General features: G+C 43.4%; 14 protein-coding genes. 1 reads left to right on the top strand and 13 read right to left on the bottom strand.

Annotation, left to right across the window (positions count from 1 at the left end; translation table 11 throughout):
• Positions 1-307: 307 nt before the first annotated feature.
• The 3 genes from ACR63N_RS03000 to epmB all read right to left on the bottom strand — a co-directional run bounded on the left by ACR63N_RS03000 (position 308) and on the right by epmB (position 5421).
• Entirely contained in the window at positions 308-2392 is a 2085-nt protein-coding gene (locus tag ACR63N_RS03000) for an EAL domain-containing protein (RefSeq protein WP_367105225.1), read from the bottom strand.
• Positions 2393-2453: 61 nt separating this feature from the next.
• Positions 2454-4301: a hypothetical protein gene (locus tag ACR63N_RS02995; protein ID WP_367106349.1), complete on the bottom strand. Its 1848-nt coding sequence runs from the start codon at positions 4299-4301 to the stop codon at positions 2454-2456.
• Positions 4302-4413: 112 nt separating this feature from the next.
• Complete coding sequence (gene epmB, locus ACR63N_RS02990) at positions 4414-5421, bottom strand: EF-P beta-lysylation protein EpmB (RefSeq protein WP_367105223.1); 1008 nt, start codon at positions 5419-5421, stop codon at positions 4414-4416.
• A gap of 121 nt (positions 5422-5542) precedes the next feature.
• Here epmB and efp point away from each other — a divergent pair, with 121 nt between their 5' ends.
• The gene (efp, locus tag ACR63N_RS02985; protein ID WP_367105222.1) at positions 5543-6115 is read left to right on the top strand and encodes an elongation factor P; all 573 of its coding nucleotides are present in this window, start codon (positions 5543-5545) and stop codon (positions 6113-6115) included.
• Positions 6116-6242: 127 nt separating this feature from the next.
• On the opposite strand, the gene ACR63N_RS02980 is transcribed toward efp, so the two are convergent.
• From ACR63N_RS02980 to ACR63N_RS02935, 10 genes are all read right to left on the bottom strand, one after another.
• Complete coding sequence (locus ACR63N_RS02980; protein ID WP_472782703.1) at positions 6243-8132, bottom strand: GAF domain-containing hybrid sensor histidine kinase/response regulator; 1890 nt, start codon at positions 8130-8132, stop codon at positions 6243-6245.
• The gene (locus tag ACR63N_RS02975) at positions 8045-8929 is read right to left on the bottom strand and encodes a tRNA threonylcarbamoyladenosine dehydratase (RefSeq protein WP_472782429.1); all 885 of its coding nucleotides are present in this window, start codon (positions 8927-8929) and stop codon (positions 8045-8047) included. The genes ACR63N_RS02980 and ACR63N_RS02975 overlap by 88 nt, the downstream gene beginning before the upstream one ends.
• 127 nt (positions 8930-9056) lie before the next feature.
• Positions 9057-10055, bottom strand: a complete 999-nt coding sequence (locus ACR63N_RS02970; protein WP_367106347.1) for a TatD family hydrolase — start codon at positions 10053-10055, stop codon at positions 9057-9059.
• A gap of 73 nt (positions 10056-10128) precedes the next feature.
• On the bottom strand, positions 10129-10287 hold the full coding sequence (locus ACR63N_RS02965) for a hypothetical protein (protein WP_367105219.1): 159 nt from the start codon (positions 10285-10287) through the stop codon (positions 10129-10131).
• Between the two features lie 110 nt (positions 10288-10397).
• Entirely contained in the window at positions 10398-12665 is a 2268-nt protein-coding gene (gspD, locus tag ACR63N_RS02960) for a type II secretion system secretin GspD (RefSeq protein WP_367105218.1), read from the bottom strand.
• Positions 12666-12750: 85 nt separating this feature from the next.
• On the bottom strand, positions 12751-13713 hold the full coding sequence (locus ACR63N_RS02955) for a type II secretion system protein N (RefSeq protein WP_367106346.1): 963 nt from the start codon (positions 13711-13713) through the stop codon (positions 12751-12753).
• Positions 13714-14514, bottom strand: coding sequence for a type II secretion system protein N (gspN, locus tag ACR63N_RS02950; RefSeq protein ID WP_367105216.1), 801 nt, complete (start codon positions 14512-14514; stop codon positions 13714-13716). It abuts the gene before it with no gap.
• Positions 14515-14809: 295 nt separating this feature from the next.
• The gene (locus ACR63N_RS02945) at positions 14810-15133 is read right to left on the bottom strand and encodes an H-NS histone family protein (protein WP_367105215.1); all 324 of its coding nucleotides are present in this window, start codon (positions 15131-15133) and stop codon (positions 14810-14812) included.
• A 535-nt stretch (positions 15134-15668) separates the two neighbouring features.
• Positions 15669-16229, bottom strand: coding sequence for a single-stranded DNA-binding protein (ssb, locus tag ACR63N_RS02940; protein ID WP_367105214.1), 561 nt, complete (start codon positions 16227-16229; stop codon positions 15669-15671).
• A 491-nt stretch (positions 16230-16720) separates the two neighbouring features.
• Positions 16721-18085 (bottom strand): MFS transporter, encoded by a 1365-nt coding sequence (locus ACR63N_RS02935; RefSeq protein WP_367105213.1) that lies wholly within the window; start codon positions 18083-18085, stop codon positions 16721-16723.
• Positions 18086-18345 lie beyond the last annotated feature (260 nt).

Genomic DNA, 18345 nt, shown 5'->3' with positions numbered 1-18345 from the left:
TTATGTTCTTTAATAGTTTGTATGTTGGCTAATGAAAAGCACGATTATAAGCTTATAAGAATAATAAGAATAATAAGAGATGAATCACGAAAAGCGAGAAATTAAACAAAAACGCTGCTGTAGAATGGAAGTTTATCTTTGACAAATTAAAATTAAATTAGACGATGACACTTATTTAAAAGCCACTATTGGCACTCAAGCTTCTGTTAGTAGAGGCTTTTATTTATACAGATTCTTGCAAGACCAAACCTACTATAAATAGTTTTATTTAATTTCAAAACTAGCTAATAGCGTAGCAAGAATACCTTTAAACCACCGTTATCGTTTTACTCGGCATCTCTAAGTAATAGCCTTGCAGATAACGCGCGCCCACGCTCCATGATACCGACATAGTCGCCGCCTCTTCAATATAAGGCATTAAGACGTCAACTTGAAGCTCAGTGGTGCGCTTGATAAGGGATTTGATGGCTTCTATGTTGTCCGCCTTATTGATATCTTCCACATAGTTGCGTGCAAGTTTTGTCATATCAGGCTGTACAAATTCAATGATCTCAATTGATTTGGCTGAGGTGCCAAAATTATGGATACCCACCTGACAACCTACCTCACTTAGCGCGGTAAACTGTGACTTGGCAACGGTTAAATGATTGGCAACATCCTGCTCATTAAACTGCAGGGTTAAAGCCTCTGATGCGCCGCCCACCGCCTTAATAAGCTGGCTTGCTACATTGGGTAGTTTTTTATCAATCAAGGAGGCACTAGTTAGCTGTATAAGTAAGCGCGCTTCAGGGTGCGTTTTGCGAGCTTCACTCAATTGTTTGCAGGCGTTAATTAATATCCAGCGATCTATCTTTTCACGTAAATTATGGGCTTTGGCGACACTCATAAATTTATCCGGCGTCAGTACGGTATTGTCGGCATCGGCAAGTGGTAGACGCAAATACACTTCAAAGAAATCACTACGATCTTGATTGATATCATAAATCGGCTGAAAGAACAGCTCAAAACGATTTTGGGTAATAGCGTTTATGAGATATTCTGCCAAAGCATTATCATCACTATTAGCATGCTCACTTGGATCATATAGATGATAAGCATCACCGTGATTTTTGGTCTCAATTCTAATACGGTTAATGGCGTCAAGAGCACGCTCAAGCAGCACTTGGGGTTCAGCGGCGCTGGACTCAATTTTGACAATGCCAATACTGACCGTGGTACTGGTCGTACGTTTGTCCACCTCAATAAGCATCGCGCTAATATTCTGACGAATACGTTCAGCTAAATCAGTAAGCACTTGCGCTGACGACTGCTCGACTAAGATGGTAAAAGCGGTATCACTAAAGCGGCTGATATGGCCTTCAGCTACAGTCTGCTCCAATGTACGTGCTACTTGCTGAATGGTGGCATCGACGCCTTGCAAGCCTAAACTACTACTGATTTTACCAATATTATCGAGCTGGATATATAACAGACCTGCACCAGTTTTATCTTGCACGGCCTGCTGGTATAAAGACTCAAAGTGCTCCTCAAAGCCGCGGCGGTTGTTAAGATTAGTCAAGCTATCTTGGCGTTCAGCCGCTGCTAAGCGTTTGGCAATCTCAGCGCTATTATTGTTGTTTTGTTGAATGATGACCTGAGTGACCGGATCGCCATCTAAAGTCGCCGCTGCTAACTGCAATTTGGCCTCAAAGGTACTGCCATCTAAGCGCTTACTTTGAAAATTAAACTCAACTTGCGCGCGGCTACCTTTATCAAACTGACGCAAAAACTCTTTAAAACCTTTAACATTGTCGCCGCCTGCCATAAAATCAATTACTGGCAGACCGATGATCTCATCCATCGATTCAAAGTTGAACAGTTTTAGATAGGGGTCATTGGCAAAGATATGAATGCCTTGATCGATGTAAGCCACCGCACTTTTAGAGTTTTTAATCAAGATATTAGCGCGCTGCTCAGCTTCAGAGAGTACATGGCGCAAAGTATTGAGTTGGCGCAGACTACGTACGTTAGCGTGTTGTAGGCAGATAGCTATCACCACCTGGCTCTCTTTTTCAGCGAGCAAAGCCTTTACCATAATACCGTCGATCACCGCAGGCAAGCCATCTTCGTTGCGCCCTGTGCTTGCCATCTCATCGCTCATAAGCCCAATGATAGGTAGATCAAGGCTTTGTTCTTGTACGATACCGACGACATCAGTGAAGCTCATATCATAGGCACGTCCAAACACCAGCACGTCCCACTGCTGACGTAGCGACTTTAATAGCTCTTCTTTATCATCTAAAAAACCTAAATTGACCTTATCATAATAAGCAGATAACAAACTTACTAAACGCTCGGCATATAATTGATCTGCATCAATGACTAATAGATTTAAGATAGATTCAGTGCGCATAAAAGACCTTTTTTCGTAATCACAATAAAGCAACAAAACGTAGTATATCAGTCCTGAATTATTAAAGCTGCATCACTTTATACTGATTAAATACTCTACTGTTGATTAAACATTCCTGTAAGCGCAGATTTTCTTGTTTATCATCAATACGTAGCATCACTTTGTCATTAGGTTTGAAATGATAAGGTGGGACAATGATAGTAAATGCAGTTTGTAGCGCTTGATCGCCTGCTACCATCAAGGCGGGGACAAAGTGCTGGCTACGCTGATCTCTATTGTCTAAACGCAAGGCACAAGCGGTTAGGACATGTCCGAGCACTTGCCATTCTACCTCAGTATATCTATGTTCAAAGTTGAGCCAGCGTACCATACCCAGTGACCATTTCAGCTCACTATTATGAGCTGATCGGCATAACAAAAACAGACTCATCAGCGGTAGTGGCGGCGGCGCTGTATTGATATTGTTGTCCATAACCAGCTCATCGCCAAGGCCGGCTTTGAGATCACTATCATCGTTGTCAATATTAGCAAGCGTTGCATCGCTAATTTGCGTATCTGCACATGGTGCGCTTGTCTTATTGTCTGTTGTTTTTTGCGCTGAGGCGTCGGAGGTAGGCAATAGATATAGCGCTCGAAAGGGTGACACTGTATCCGTGCTATCAAAGGTCTCTACGCTCAGAGTATCGATCACACGATTTTTGGGCTGTGTATCTTGACGCGGTAGCTGCGCCGCTGCCAGCTCCTTTGCCGCAATCATACTCATCAGGCCGCGCTTGCCTGCCACCTCATAATGAATATTATTAAAGCCGCTTATGATAGTAGCGCGCTGTTTTGGGCTGTACCTTGTAGGTAAGGTGGTTTGCCGGTCGATATAACGATGCTGAATCGTCATGAATACTTTGCTGATCAGTTGGTACTCAACCGCCTCATCGTGACTATTGAGTAAAGCCTGTTGGCGCTGGTATAGATAGGCAGCTAATGGTTTGAGATCGACAAACAAGCAGCGCTGATGCTCTTCATAAGGGTTAATGGTAGATTGCGCCGACAAATACTCAGGCGGGCCTTTGCTTTGTAAATCCACAAAAATACGGGTACTGGTTTGCAGCTCATAAGTGGCGCTGATATGAATGGACCATAGTGGGAGTAGACGCTGCACTAGTAAGATATCAGATCGATGCATCGCACGCACATTCAGTAAGCTGTGCAAGCAAATTTGTACATACAGTTTGTGAATACTAGGCGCCTGTTTAGTCACCACTTGCATACTTAGGTCGTTATGGGCAACGCCTACCTGACAAGCTAGGTAATAAAGACGGTTAAATGCTGACCACAGATGAAGAGACGGCTGGTAAGATAGATCATACTCGTACAGTAGTTTTTGATAGGCTATAAGCGACTGATAAATAGCAGCGGCTAAAGTAAGAGGCGGCGTTTTCGCTAGCGTAAGTAGGCGCTGCCAACCATGTATGCTCTGCTGCTCTTGTTGAGCATTCAGCGCTAAGCTTGCACGTTGTATGATGCCATCGTGGGCTAATATTATCAGATAATACAACGATTTGGCTTGGTTGATATAAAGTAGCTGTTCGTCATTTAGTGCGCCAAGCTCGTGATTGTAGTGTTTGTGCAGCACGGTGATCAGACGATCCGCTGCGCTCATAACCACACTTAGCAGCTGTAAGCGCTTTTTATCTTCTAGCTCTGCAACTGTCAGTTCTGTTAATATCTGCTCTAGCTGCATTACTTGCTGAGTCTGGGTCTGTGCAGATAAGCTTGCAGCCCATCTAAGCAGCTGCTCTTGTTCGCTTGTAGCATCGTCGTTTATATAGATTGGCGCAGACTGCGAATGCTGTAGCTGTGATAAAGGAGCTTTTTTTGATAAATAATTTTGAAAATCTGCCAACGTAATCATAAACCCTCATCAATAAAACGTTAAATGAGCTATCAATCCCATCATAATAGCGTTACAGATCGTTACTAATGTTTGTTAAAATATAATATCACAGCTTGTCATATTATAGAGATTATCTTTTTGAGTAGATGTCAATAGGCACTTTAAAGGGTTTGTTGGGTAGCTCTCGTACTAGCTTGGGTACCAAATAACCAGGAAGCAGAGCCAATAGTGACCAATATAAGTCGATTGCGAAGCGCTCTTCATGATCAAAGTGCGCCGCTCCTGCCACCTTATCTAGTACATGCAGATAATAAGGCAAAACCCCTGCATCAAATAAACGCTGGCTAAGCGCAGTCTGCGCCTCTAGCGTATCGTTGATACCAGCGAGCAGCACCGCTTGATTCAACAGCGTAACGCCCGCCGCTCGCGTGCGCTGCAAATACTGAGCCGTGTGGGTATCAATCTCATTGGCGTGATTGCAATGTATGACCATTACTATACGGCAACGGCTTTGATTAAGACGCTCTAATAGCTCACCATCTAAGCGCTCAGGTATCACCAATGGCAGGCGCGTATGCAGGCGAATGGTGGTTAATTGCGGGAGGGCTTCTAACCTATCTAGCCAAGCAAACAGGCGGCGATTAGAAACGCTAAGCGGATCACCGCCACTTAAAATAACCTCGTTGATCTCAGAATGCTCAGTAATATAAGTAGTGATTGCTGAATGCGCCGCCGCCGTCGGTAGATTGGCGTTATAATCAAAGTGTTGACGAAAGCAGTAACGGCAATGAATGGCGCACGCGCCCGTCACCGTCAATAGCACACGCGACTGGTACTTATGCAGCAGTCCTTTAATAGGGTTCTGTTGGTTTTCAGCCAACGGGTCAGCGATATAACCTGTAACTGCTATTTGCTCTTGTTGGTCTGGCAGTACTTGTTTTAGTAGCGGATCATTGGCGTCACCCACCGCCATTTTTGCTACAAAAGCACGCGGGACGCGCAGCTTAAAATGCGTAGGCGTATAAATCTGCGTCTTTAAGGCTTCAAGGTCAAGGAGACCAAGTAGCTCATCCACTGAACTAATCGCCTCGGATAATTGTGTTTGCCAGTTTTTTTGTGTGATTAAATGGTTTATCATGACACCCTATTACCTGCGCCTAAAAGTCAGCATTATACGCTGTAAGCTGGCGCGCTATCAAAATATACAGCCCCTACCCTTAGATCAAAATACATAATCCATCACCATTTAGGAGTCTCTTGTGGCAAATTTCTCTACCAATGAATTCAAAGCCGGTCTAAAAGTAATGCTCGATGGCAACCCCTATGCTATCGTTGAAAATGAGTTTGTCAAACCAGGTAAAGGTCAAGCCTTTAATCGCGTCAAGATGCGCAACCTACGTAGCGGCAAGATACTTGAGCAAACCTTTAAATCAGGCGATAGCTTGGAGGCCGCTGACGTCATAGATACCGAGATGAACTATCTGTATAACGATGGTGAGTTTTGGCACTTTATGCATCCTGAAAGCTTTGAGCAGCTCCAAGCTGATAAAACTGCTGTCGGCGATAGCGCTCAATGGCTTCAAGAGAACGGTAATGATCTGTGTACCATTACTCTCTTTAATGGCGTACCGCTATCAGTTACGCCGCCTAATTTTGTAGAATTAAAAATCACTGAGACCGACCCTGGCGTACGCGGTGATACCTCTGGCGGCGGCGGTAAACCGGCTACGCTTGAAACCGGTGCAGTAGTTCGCGTACCGTTATTTGTACAGCAAGGGGAGGTGGTACGAGTCGATACGCGCACAGGCGACTACCAAACCCGCGTTAGCTGATATTAAGTTGAGGTAAAAGTACTGCTGAGAGCTCAATTCTTGTAATAAGGATTGAGCTTTTTTATAGGTATAGCTGTAATAACAAAGGTTGAACCATATACTCTTAGTGTTTACACCCTTTCGTAGTTTATATATTTTTTGCGGCATGCTGCTGCATAAGCCAGTATTGCACCAAGGCATTGAGCTGCTCTTTTTTAAAAGGCTTAGTGCAGTAGTCTTGCATACCCACTTGCAAGTACTTTTCACGCTCTCCGTCCATAGCGTTAGCGGTCAGTGCAATGATGGGCGGCAGCGTTTTTGAGTCATGCATCTCACGTAGTTTAAGCGTTGCCTGAATCCCATCCATAATGGGCATATGATGATCCATCAAAATCACGTCATAGCGCTGTGGGTCGGCAGTGAAATGCTCTATGGCTTTTTGGCCATCGGTGACATGGGTGACAGTGTGACCACTATTGCGTAAGGCTTTTTTAGCAATTATCGCGTTTACACTGTCATCTTCAACCAATAAAATATGGCCAGAATACTGAGCAATAGGTTCAATGTTAGTAGGCTCTGAGCGTTGCCACTCATCATATTGCGCCTGCTCAAGGGTAGGCAGCGGCAAGAGGACTTTAAAGGTAGTACCCTCGCCCACCACGCTGTTTGCCCAGATATACCCGCCCATAAGGTTAACTAAAGATTTACTCACTGATAGCCCAAGACCGGTGCCCCCATACAGCCTATGAGTAGATTTATCTGCTTGATTATAGGCATCAAATATCGCCTCTAGAGATTCAGGTTTGATACCAACGCCAGTATCTGTAATATCAATACATACGGTCATACCACGGCAGATTACTTCGTCGGTCTTAGCACCTAAACTTTTGCAACCTCCAGTCTGACAGCTTGGTGCATGCGTGACATGGATACTAACGCGCCCACCTTCACGAGTAAACTTAATAGCATTGTTGACTAAATTTGCTAGTATTTGCTTCAAGCGTACCGGATCACCCTGCACATAAGGGGATAGCGTTTCAGTATAATGATAATCAAGCGTTAAGCCGTGTTGGCGCGCTTTGACCGCAAACAAGTTTACCACCTCATCACACAGAATCGATAAATTCATCGGCACCGCATCAATAGTCATCTTGCCAGATTCAACCTTTGATAGGTCTAATATACCATCGATGATCGCTAGCAAATGCTCGGTTGAAGTCTTTATATTCTCCACATAATCGGTTTGTTCGCCGCTTAGATCGGTCTCATCTAACATCTCAATCATACCAATAATGCCGTTCATAGGCGTACGAATCTCATGGCTCATATTAGCCAAAAACTCAGACTTCATCTTATTGGCATGTTTGGCAAGATGTTGATTCTTTTGTAGTTGTAGCGCGTCTGCTGCCATCTCTGCAAATTGCGTCAACAGCCTTACTTTATCCTTGTCAAAAGTATAGTTGGGCGCGGTATCAAATAAAGATAGGGATCCTAAACGGTAGCTTTTATTATTCTCACGCACAATAATAGGCGCGCCAGCATAAAAACGTAAATGAGGATTTTGGGTTACTAAAGGATTATTTATAAAACGCTCATCTAGGGTTAAATCTGGTACTACAAAAGCCTCGTCAGATAGCATAGTATAATTACAAATGGCTATCTCGCGTTTAGTAGTACACAAATCACCGAGGCCATGAGGCGACTTTAGATATTGGGTGTGCTCATCCATAAAAGTGATCGTGACCATAGGCACATCGAAAAACAGCTTTACCAGCTCAGTTAAGCGCGAGAATGCCGGCTCGTCATAAGTATTAAGGACTTCATATTCATGAAGCTTAGCGATACGCAGGGGTTCATCTGTCGCTAATGGATAATTATGAGAGGACAAAATAGTCTCCGAATAAGTATAAGGTGAAGAGCTTGGTAGGCGCTTACCTAGCTTATCTTCGTTTATTTGGTCATCATCTTTAGCGCCTCGCTGACCATAATCATTGCCGTTACCGAGGTTACGGCAACTGCAGAGCCATAGCCACCACACTGTAACCCGCCTGCCTGACAGCTTTTGTCTACGTGCGGCGGCTGCGTTGAATACACGCATTTTATGCCAAACTTCTCTTTTAAAGCGCTATTGATGCCCTTTTCGTGTCTAAGTTTACTACGCAAACGTGCAAGTAACGGATCTTGGTAACTGTCTTTTAAATCACTAACTGTGATTTGGCGCGGATCTGTCTTGCCACCTGCGCCGCCAGCACAGATTAGCTTTAATTTATTAAAGCGGCAATGCAGGGCAATAGCTAGCTTGGCACTCATATCATCAGTGCAGTCCAAAATAATAATAGGTCTGCGCTCGGCCGCAGCTTCTTTTGCCTCACTACGACTGGGCAATAATAACTCAACGTTGTCAGCAGTCAAAAAATCATCTATCAGCTGTAAGTTAACTTTAGGATTGATCTCGCGTAACCGTGCACCCATTGCCGCTATTTTACTTTGGCCAAAGGTACTATCGAGCGCGGGCAGTTGGCGATTGACATTGGAGGCTACCAACACATCCAAATCGATCAAGGTAATATGACCTACTGCCGTACGCGCTAATGCTTCAGCAGCCCAAGAACCCACACCACCTATCCCAATAACATAAACATGCGCGGCAGCAAAGATATCAAAGGCGTCTGTACCATATAATCTTTGCGTTCCTTGAAAGCGGCGCTCATATTGGTTATTTGTATCTGCTACATTATGTACTATATTAGAAGATGCACTTACTGTGCCATGTTCCAACAAAGGTGCGGAATCAAGGGCGATATTAGGTTGTAAATATTGAGGTTGTGGGTTCATAACAGATTAAAAGCTCTTATACTTATACAATGAATAGGATTTTATAGCTGGCCGTATGCTATTACTGAGAGTATTCTAATTTGAACATAGTGTTTTGAATTTGAAAAGATGGTAGTTTGAGAAGGTATTAGGCTGGATAAGGCCATGAGGTTTGCAAAGCGTCACAGCTGTTTTGCCATAATTGACGCGCAAGCTTGGCAGGCTCTACATCCAGCATCTCACTCAGACTCATCACTACCCAAGGCAGATTGGCTGGGACATTACGGTTGTGACCCTCAGCGCCTTGCCATTCATCATTTGGACTTTGACCTGTCTCATTTAAGGCAGAGGCATCGTTATGCGAGGTTTGACACATAATAGGCGTCATATCGGGACAATCCGTTTCGATGACCAAACATTCAATACCATAACTATCGACAGCCGCTTTGATAGCGCGGCGCAGCTTTTTGGCATTGGGGTTGGTGATTTGTCCAGTAACGCCAAGCTTAAAACCCAATTTAGCAAACGCCTTGGCTTCTTGTTCGCCGCCACTAAAGCTATGAGCAATACCGCCAAGCTTATGGGCATCGTAATTATGAGCTTTTAGCAGGGCCAGTGCTTCGGCATGGGCTTTACGAATGTGCAGCATTACTGGCAGCTGATGCTCTACTGCCATATCCAGCTGCGCCTCAAAAAACCGCTCCTGTTTGGCAAAAGCCTCAGGCTGTTTCATGGCATCGGTATAGGTATCAAAGCCAATCTCACCAATAGCCAGTGGCCGCTGCTCATTGAGCATTTGTGCCATACTCTCTAGGTGCGCCTCAGTATGCTGCTCAATATAAAAGGGATGTAACCCTAGCGCAATATAAGCTGTTGGATACGCATTAGTCTCACCGCTTTTCGCTACGTCCTTTGCAGCTGGCATCTGCTCAAGTGCTTGCTGGGTGTCATACAAGCGCGAAAAATGCTTATGCAGGTAACCGACCAATACCAAATGATGGACACCACTCTCAAAAGCGCGTTTTGCTTGCTGGCGCCGGTCATTATCAAAGACTGGCGCATCAAAGTGAGTATGGGTATCAATAAGAGGATAGTAAGTAGACAGCTGGGAGTGAGCTAAATTCGAAGATGAGTCTATATCAGTCATAATCTACCTTTATAAATGTCCAATGAATATCTATGTTCTAATGATTGCTGACTCATTTTTAAAGGCTTAAGCCTTACTTATTTACCTTTTCGTCTTTAGTATCTATTTGCTGTGCATTATCTGTCTTAGACCAATCTTTAGTATTGGGCGTCGTTTGCTGACTACTACGTCTGGGTATCAATAACAAAGCACTACCAACAATCCCTAAAGTAAGCCACTTTTTTTTGCTCATTTTAACTCCTAGCACGTTATTAATTATTTATCTTAGCCGACTTATGACACCTAACTATAAAGCTTGAGTATAAAAAACGTGCCCGTGCAGACTAGCCCTTTAATAGATAACTAGCGCTGTAATGGATAAGTAGTGACGCCACCTGTGCTAGAAGTAGCGCTGGGGCTATCGACTCGCGTAAAGCCTTTTGGCGCAGACGTAGAGTTAGATTTGGGCGTTTGATCGACTTTTGGGATCAATGGATTGAGCGGCATCAAGTCATAATCAGGATCGATGTCACCATTCCAGCCCTCAGTACCACTTAGCGGTAGTTGTTTAATAGTACCGTTTTTATCGATAATCAACTGTAAAACCCGCATCTGATTGTATTTACGCTCGGTGACACTGGCTACCGCGCCGCCATCACGTAAAATAGTTGGTTGTAAAAAGATGATTAAATTACTTTTTTGCTGGTTATCGGTGTCAGAGCGAAATAGTCGACCAATAATAGGGACGTTACCTAAACCAGGAACTTTTTGTTGGTTGGTAGTGGAGTTATCGCGCATCAGACCACCTAGAGCAATGGTCTGTTGATCATCGGCCAAAATCGTGGTATTTATCAGACTTTTATTAGTAATCAGGCCGCTGGCGTTACCAAGACTACCAGGCACCACTGAAGACACCTCTTGAGAGACCTCTAGGCGCACTGTACCATTTTCGCCAATATGCGGAATAACATTTAGATTAATACCGATATCTTGACGATCGATGGTCTGAAACGGATTGGTAGAAGAGTTGCCATCCGTGGTAAACGAACCGGTCACAAAAGGTACGTTTTGACCTACTAAAATACTGGCCTTTTCATTATCTAGAGTCAAAATTGAGGGCATAGACAACAGATTGGCACTGGTAGAAGAGTCCAGCGCTTGCAAAATAGCTCCGTAGAACTGCGTATTACCACTGCTGTCTGTACTGCTATCGCCGATACCGACCAAAGCGCCAGCAATTGAGCCGGCAGCTGAGCTGATAGCTGCGCCGCCGCCAGTTAAAGCTGCGGCAGCAAGAGACGCTGCACTAGCACCGACGTTGTTGAAGTTGACAACTCCTAAGCCACTGTTAGCATTACCTAAGGCCCACTGCACGCCGAGCTGGGTCGCATCATCACCTGAAACCTCAACGATGGCCGCTTGAATCAGCACCTGCGCGCGGCGGTTATCAAGCTGAGCGACGGCTTCTTCAATCTCAAACATAAGCTCAGGATCGGCATTTACAATAACTGAGTTTTGGGTTTCGTCAGCAATGATGCTAAAAGGTCTACTGGAGTTTGTATCGGAACCGCTACTATTAGTAATTCCTGCTGAGTTATTATCATTGCTTATCGCTCGGTTGGCCCCGCTGTCAATCGCGGTGCTCGCACCGCTTGAATCAGTAAGTGACGCTGACTCCAAGGTTGAGCTGGGACTGGAGCTGTTGATCGACTTATTGGCTAGCAGTCCACGTAGCATAGCAGCAATGTGCTCAGCGCCTGCGTATTTTAGCCGAAAAACGCGCAAACCACTTAATCGGCGCGAGGGAGTAGTATCAAGCTTGTTGACCATTTCTTGTACTCTAGCGATCATCTCAGGATTGCCTTTGACCAGCAATCTATCGCTGGAGGGATCGGCTATCACTTTAAGCTGACTGCTACCTTGCGCTTGCGCGCCGCCCGTACTTAAAACAAGACCGCTGATTAGATCCATCATGCGCTCAGCATCGACGTGACGTAGCGGTATTACTTGCAAACTATCATTATCGTTATTGTCTAAATCACGAATCAAAGAGGTCAATTGGTTTAGACTCTCAGCGCGATCAGACAATACCAAGGCATTAACCCCAGGTACGGCTGCCGCGTGAGCGGATTGCGGCATTAAAGGCCGAATAACCCCTAATATCTCAGCCGCTTGAGTATTGTTCAGATAAATGACCCGAGTCGCCAATGTCTCTCCCACAGTACTACCGCTCAAGTCGACATCGATACCCGTTTGTTTGGCAACATTGTCGGGTACCAGCTTAATAGTCGTACCCGTATCAACAGCAGCAATACCGTTCACTTGCATTACACTTAAGAATAGCTGATAAATCTCATCGCGCGATAAAGCGCGATTAGAGATAACCGTCACGTTGCCATTGATGCGTGGATCAAGTACAAAGTTTTGATCAGTAATGGTCGCCACTTCATTGATAAAAGCTTTGATATCGGCATCTTGCAGATTAACTTTCCAACTTTCTGCACTAGCCAGTCCGCAGGTTGCTGCCCATAGAGGCAGTGCTAAACATAGTGGTCGGCAGACATACAGTAAACGCTGTAATGAATGGTACAAAGGAGTTACTAAGAATTTACGTAAACTTAACATGGTCATAATTACCCACTGTGGTGTTGCTTATGGTTAGCTAGCACTAGCATTCACAAGATTGTTATTAGATTGAAGTGATTGGTTGGTTAATTTAGAACTGCTGGCGAATGGTAATAACTTGCTCACCACGTTTTACCTCAATTTGCGCCTCACCGGCCTCTTTTACTTGTTGCAATAAACCGGCGTCCTGCGTAGGGTCGCTACCGATGTTTTGACCATTTACCGATAGCACTCGATCACCTGGTTCCAGCCCCAACCGATTACGCATGGCAGCGGGCATGGCTGCTGTAACCTGATAGCCCTCCCCTGCTGCCATGACGCCCATGCGGCTCAAATAGCTGGCCGGATTATCCTTTAATTGTGTTACGGCTTCATCAATAGCCGTATTAGAATTGTCGGCACCGCTTGAATCAGCAGCAACGCTGTTATCGGTCTCACTATTAGCGTCACTAGCAGCTTCAGAGCCATTCATAGCACCCATATCGTCTTCGTCAGATAAAGTCATGGGCTGGGGCGGAGTTAACGATGTAGGATCGTCGTTTGGTAAACGCTGATTACTAACCTCTCCTGCTGCCATATCACTTTGGTCTAGCGGCATGGCATCTGCCATACTAATGACTATCTGTTTGCCAGCAGCATCGCTAATAATAACGGCATTCCAATCAACCGCTACTAGAGTGTAGCCGCTATCTTGCAAACTATCGTTAATGCGATAATTTTTGACCTCACCATTAACATCTAATAAAGCTGAAGAAAAATTTTCTGGTAGCGCTAATAACACCCCTTTGAGGGCGACGTTTGGCGGCGGCTGCACGATCTCCGGCTCCGGCTCCGGATCGGCAAAAATAGCAAACACACTACTGTAGTCAGTGTCAGATGCTTCACTTTGTAGCGACTGTATAGGCAATGCAGGAGCAATAGGCGGCGCTAGAATAAGCCATAGCAAACGAGCCACTGTCCAAGCCAACCAAACTAGCGCTAATAAAAACAGTCCTACTGAAAAACGGTTCAAATTGTCCACTACTGGTTTTAAGCGCGCTGAGAGATTAATCATTTAAAGCGCTCCTTCTGGCAGCAATGGCTGACGGACGCTAACTACTGGCGTATCCTGCGGCGCTTGCCCTTCATATTCCGGCATGTTTTCTAATAGCCGCTGCGTTAGGCTTACATCCAGCATACTGTCATTATCGAGATACAGATCACCCAAACGTTTGTCTTGGTTGTCGAGTAAATTTACATGTAGCAGATGGTTATTATTTTTCTGTTCGCTCTGTAGTTCCGCGCGCATGGCAGGCATATTGATGTAAAATACTTTGCCAGCGCTTGGATAACCAACCTCACCGCCCACCCAAGTCAGCTGGCCATCTGCTTGAGTAAAGCCTGAATTGGTACTGTCTGAACCTGATTTGCGCTGCAAGGAGACAGCATTGACCTGAATAGGCGTATTTGGCAACTGCCAATCCACTATAGTAGAGAGCGTCCCAGGAGCGACTTTACCGCTCATATCGTCAATCTGCCAAGCTTGTCGACCTATCTTGACCTGTCCTTCAAGTCGAGTTTGTCCGCTAACAATGTCGACATCTGCGCCCAGCTTACCTAAAAACAAATGCCATGGTTGCCAAGTCCAATCGACGCTACCTGTTAGCGGCGTTGACGATACGGGTAACTGCCAAATCGCTGAGCCTTGCCATACATTACCTGAAACGTGCTGTACATAAGGTGAATTAGGCGCATACTTTTCAAGAACCCAAGCCGCTGGCATTTGTAGTAGCGCAAATAGCGCAAACAAAAACAGTCCAACTAGCCACCAGAGCTTACGAGGACGTTTATAAGATGAAGCAGAGGCTTGAGGCACAGTTAAACTACTCTTATGATAATCTGATATGAAAAGCTGAGTATTGAATATAAATACTAGGATACGGATATCAGGAACGTGAAAATTTCATTATCATAACAAAAAATTACCTGTAAATGACAGAAAAAAAGCCAGTATCTTCAAATGAAGATACTGGCTTTTAAAGTGCTGGTGGTTAGCAGATAGCCAAACTATGTTACGTAATATGTTACCTAAACTACATTATACATAGGTAACCAAAATATAAGTCACTTAGTCATAGATCAATTAGTTAGTAGTATAGCTGATCGTAATATCATACTGCGAAATCTTCAAGGTTCTTGCCCGCTGCTAGTGCATCAACCAACCATGTAGGTTTACGACCACGACCAGTCCAAGTCTCTTCACTATTATCAGTATTGCGGTATTTGATACTACGCTTCTTCTCTAATTTTTCACCCGCTTTTAAAATCTCATCAATAGTACTATCACTCTCTTCTGCAATGCTTTCAAACTGCATATAAGCATCATATAAACGCTGATGTTGTTTTTTGGCAATTAATTGTTGAGCATTCTCAGTAATCGCACGTAGCTCGTCTACATCTAACTTATCTAAATCAATAGTATTATTATTACTCATAACGGCCTCAATTTTAAAATAAAAAGTAAGATCAACAAATCATATGATCTATTAATCAATAAATAAATGGTTCATCTTGCTATTAATATTTAGTCAATAAAACATGCAAGCTTACCTTTAGTAATGTTGATCTATTGTAGTCGGTAAATACTTAACCTGAGCAAGATCTACATTCTGAACGGTCAGCTTTGGCAACTAAAAGAGATTATCATATTTTATATCTTTTATAAGTAATTAAATATAAATATTATGATTTAAATTTTAAAACTATAGAAGACTACTTGTTAATACCTTATTTGTTTATTAAATATCTTTTTTATTATATCCACTAGCTTTCTATGGTTATACAGTAAATCAGTTTGTCTTATTTAATAAATTCTATTAGTTAATATATCTACAATCTTGTTAACTGACAAAATACTCAGCTTAGCATAAAACTCAAACCTAAAAAAAGAGTCTATAAAAAGACTCTTAATTAGCTCAATGACCACTTATTTATTCATCTTAGTCTTTAATTACTAAACTCTTATAAGATTTAAAAAGGAATGTCATCATCTACAGGACCATCTGGCATGGCTGTTGGTTTTGGCTGCGCTGGGGCTTGCGTAGGCTGATTAAACTGATTAGGGGCGCGCTGGTTATTAAAGCCGCCTTGATTGCCGCCACTCGACTGATTATAGTCACCTTGAGGCTGTTGATTAAAGCCGCCTGCCTGTTGCCCGCCTTGGTTACTGTAACTATTATCTTGAGCTTGCGAGCCGCCAGCGCTATCTAGCATTTGCATCTGATCCGCTCGAATTTCAGTAATATAACGGTCTTGTCCATTTTGATCTTGATATTTACGTGTGCGTAAGCTGCCTTCAATATAAACCTTACTACCTTTACGTAAATACTGCGCAGCAATTTCGCCCAAACGATTGAATAAAGAGATACGGTGCCATTCAGTAGCTTCTCTTTTCTCGCCACTTTGTTTATCTGTCCACTGCTCAGAGGTAGCCACTGAGATATTAGTTACGCTCCCGCCATTATTAAATTGACGTGCTTCAGGATCTGCACCAAGATTACCAATAATAATTACCTTATTAATACCGCGCATAACACTTTCCTCTTTTAGTGAATATTTTTACAATATGGAGCTATTGAATATCTAACGACTCCATCTTAGTGATTTTTGATAAACCAATTGATAGTTCATAGAACACTATTCAATAAGATAGTTTTACTTTATACAAGTTTTAGGTAAATATCTAGTAGCTATCAAACAATATACGACAACTCTTGTCGTGTTTCTACTATGCCGCTCTTTTGATTAAACTTAGTAATCATTACCTACTTTATTGTTATTGTTATTAATTTATTAGCTTCCTAAGCTTATTGATTCTCTCGATATAAGCTTTAAAAAATTATTAAGATATTGGCTATATCCTTCGTCAGCAAGACTAACGGACTCATATTGTTTATTATTTAAACTACTATCTGCATTAAAATGGTAGACACATGTTGATTTGTTTATCAAGGTTGACTTTATAAGTTCTAGCCTTGATTAGTAAAATTCGTTTTGTAGAGAATAGATTATTATCGTTATTTTTAAATATCTAACGGACTTTGTGCTAAGCTCGATAACTGCTGCTTTGAGCTATCTGTCAGCTGAGTTTTATCAAGCTTTAGATAAGCGACTTGTTCCTTGGCCATTACTACCAGCTCATCAACGCCATTGATTGCTAGCATTTGCTGCGACCAGTCTTGGATATCGATATCTTTAGGTATCGTCACTGTGGTGCTGGACAAATACGGCGGCTGCGCGATAGGAAGAATGATTAATAATGCTGCAACCATAATCGCCGCAAGTACACCCCAAGCTAACAGGCTAGATTGAGTCAATAGTAATCCGCCCATCGCTCCGCCGACGAACGCGCCAAAAAACTGACTGGAGGAATTGAGTCCCATAGCCGTCGCTTTGTTCGCGACTGGCGCACGCTTTGATATCCATGATGGAATGGTGGCCTCAAGTAAATTAAAGCCCATAAAATACAGCAATAAACCCAATATAATACCAATGCCAACTTGGCTGCCTAATGCCAATAGCGCTAAGGATACCGCCATTAGGGCTATAGCACCCAAGAACACTTGGCGCATTTTGCGTTTCTTTTCAGCGATAATAATAAAAGGAATCGCGACGGCAAAGCCGATAAATAATAAAGGCAAATACACCAGACCTTGTTGGCGTACTGATAGCCCCATCACCTGTGACAGCTGATGCGGTAAAATCACAAATATAGCGGTGAGAGTTAGATGCAGCGCAAAAATACCGATATGTAAGCGATTTAAATCACCGATTTTTATCACCGTTGCCAGCTGCTCGCTAATCGATTTGTTATCCAAATTATGCTTTAAGACCCGTAGCGGCGTCGGTACCACAAACAGCAATAACATAGCTAAAACAGCAAATCCTGCGGTCAACCAAAATAGTCCCGAGATACCGATAGATCCCACCATTAAGGGGCCAAAGGCAAAAGCGAGCATGATTGAGGTAGCAATAGTTAGGCCCATGGTCGCCATCGCTTTGGTACGCATCTCTTCACGGGTCACGTCTGCTAAAAGCGCCATCAACACCGCCGATACCGCGCCACTACCCGCCAGTGCTCGACCAATGATCACTTGATAAATATCAGTCGCATTAGCCGCGATAATACCGCCAAGGGCGAACAATATAAGACCTAGCATAATGATGGGTTTACGAGGAAACTTATCAGCAGCAAGGCTCATCGGTATCTGAAACACCGCTTGACCAAGGCCATAAATACCTACCGCAAGACCAATCAAAAACGGCGTAGCATGCGCATAATTATCTCCATAAACCGAGAATACTGGCACAATCATAAACAAACCAATCATGCGCAGAGCAAAAATACCGCCAACTCCTAAAATTGCTCTTTTTTCTACGCTGTTCATCGCGGCCTCATTAAATTTCCGTTAGACCATTGCTGCTCATCTTTGATATCGCTATCTTATGGTCAGTTACTATAACAACATCAGGATTTATTAAATATTCTGCTATAACCTGTCAAATAAGCCCCACAGTATAAAACATTCATCACTGAGATGCAGAACCTTTTAGTTTGTGGCTGCTATCATTACTATTTAGTTTTATAAAGCCTATAAATATGTTACCAATTACGTTAAAACTGTACTTACGCCTTGAATAACTCGTT

The sequence above is a fragment of the Psychrobacter sp. M4 genome, assembly GCF_055699795.1.
Note: the sequence above shows the minus strand (reverse complement) of the source record. Positions and strands in the feature narration are given on the sequence as shown.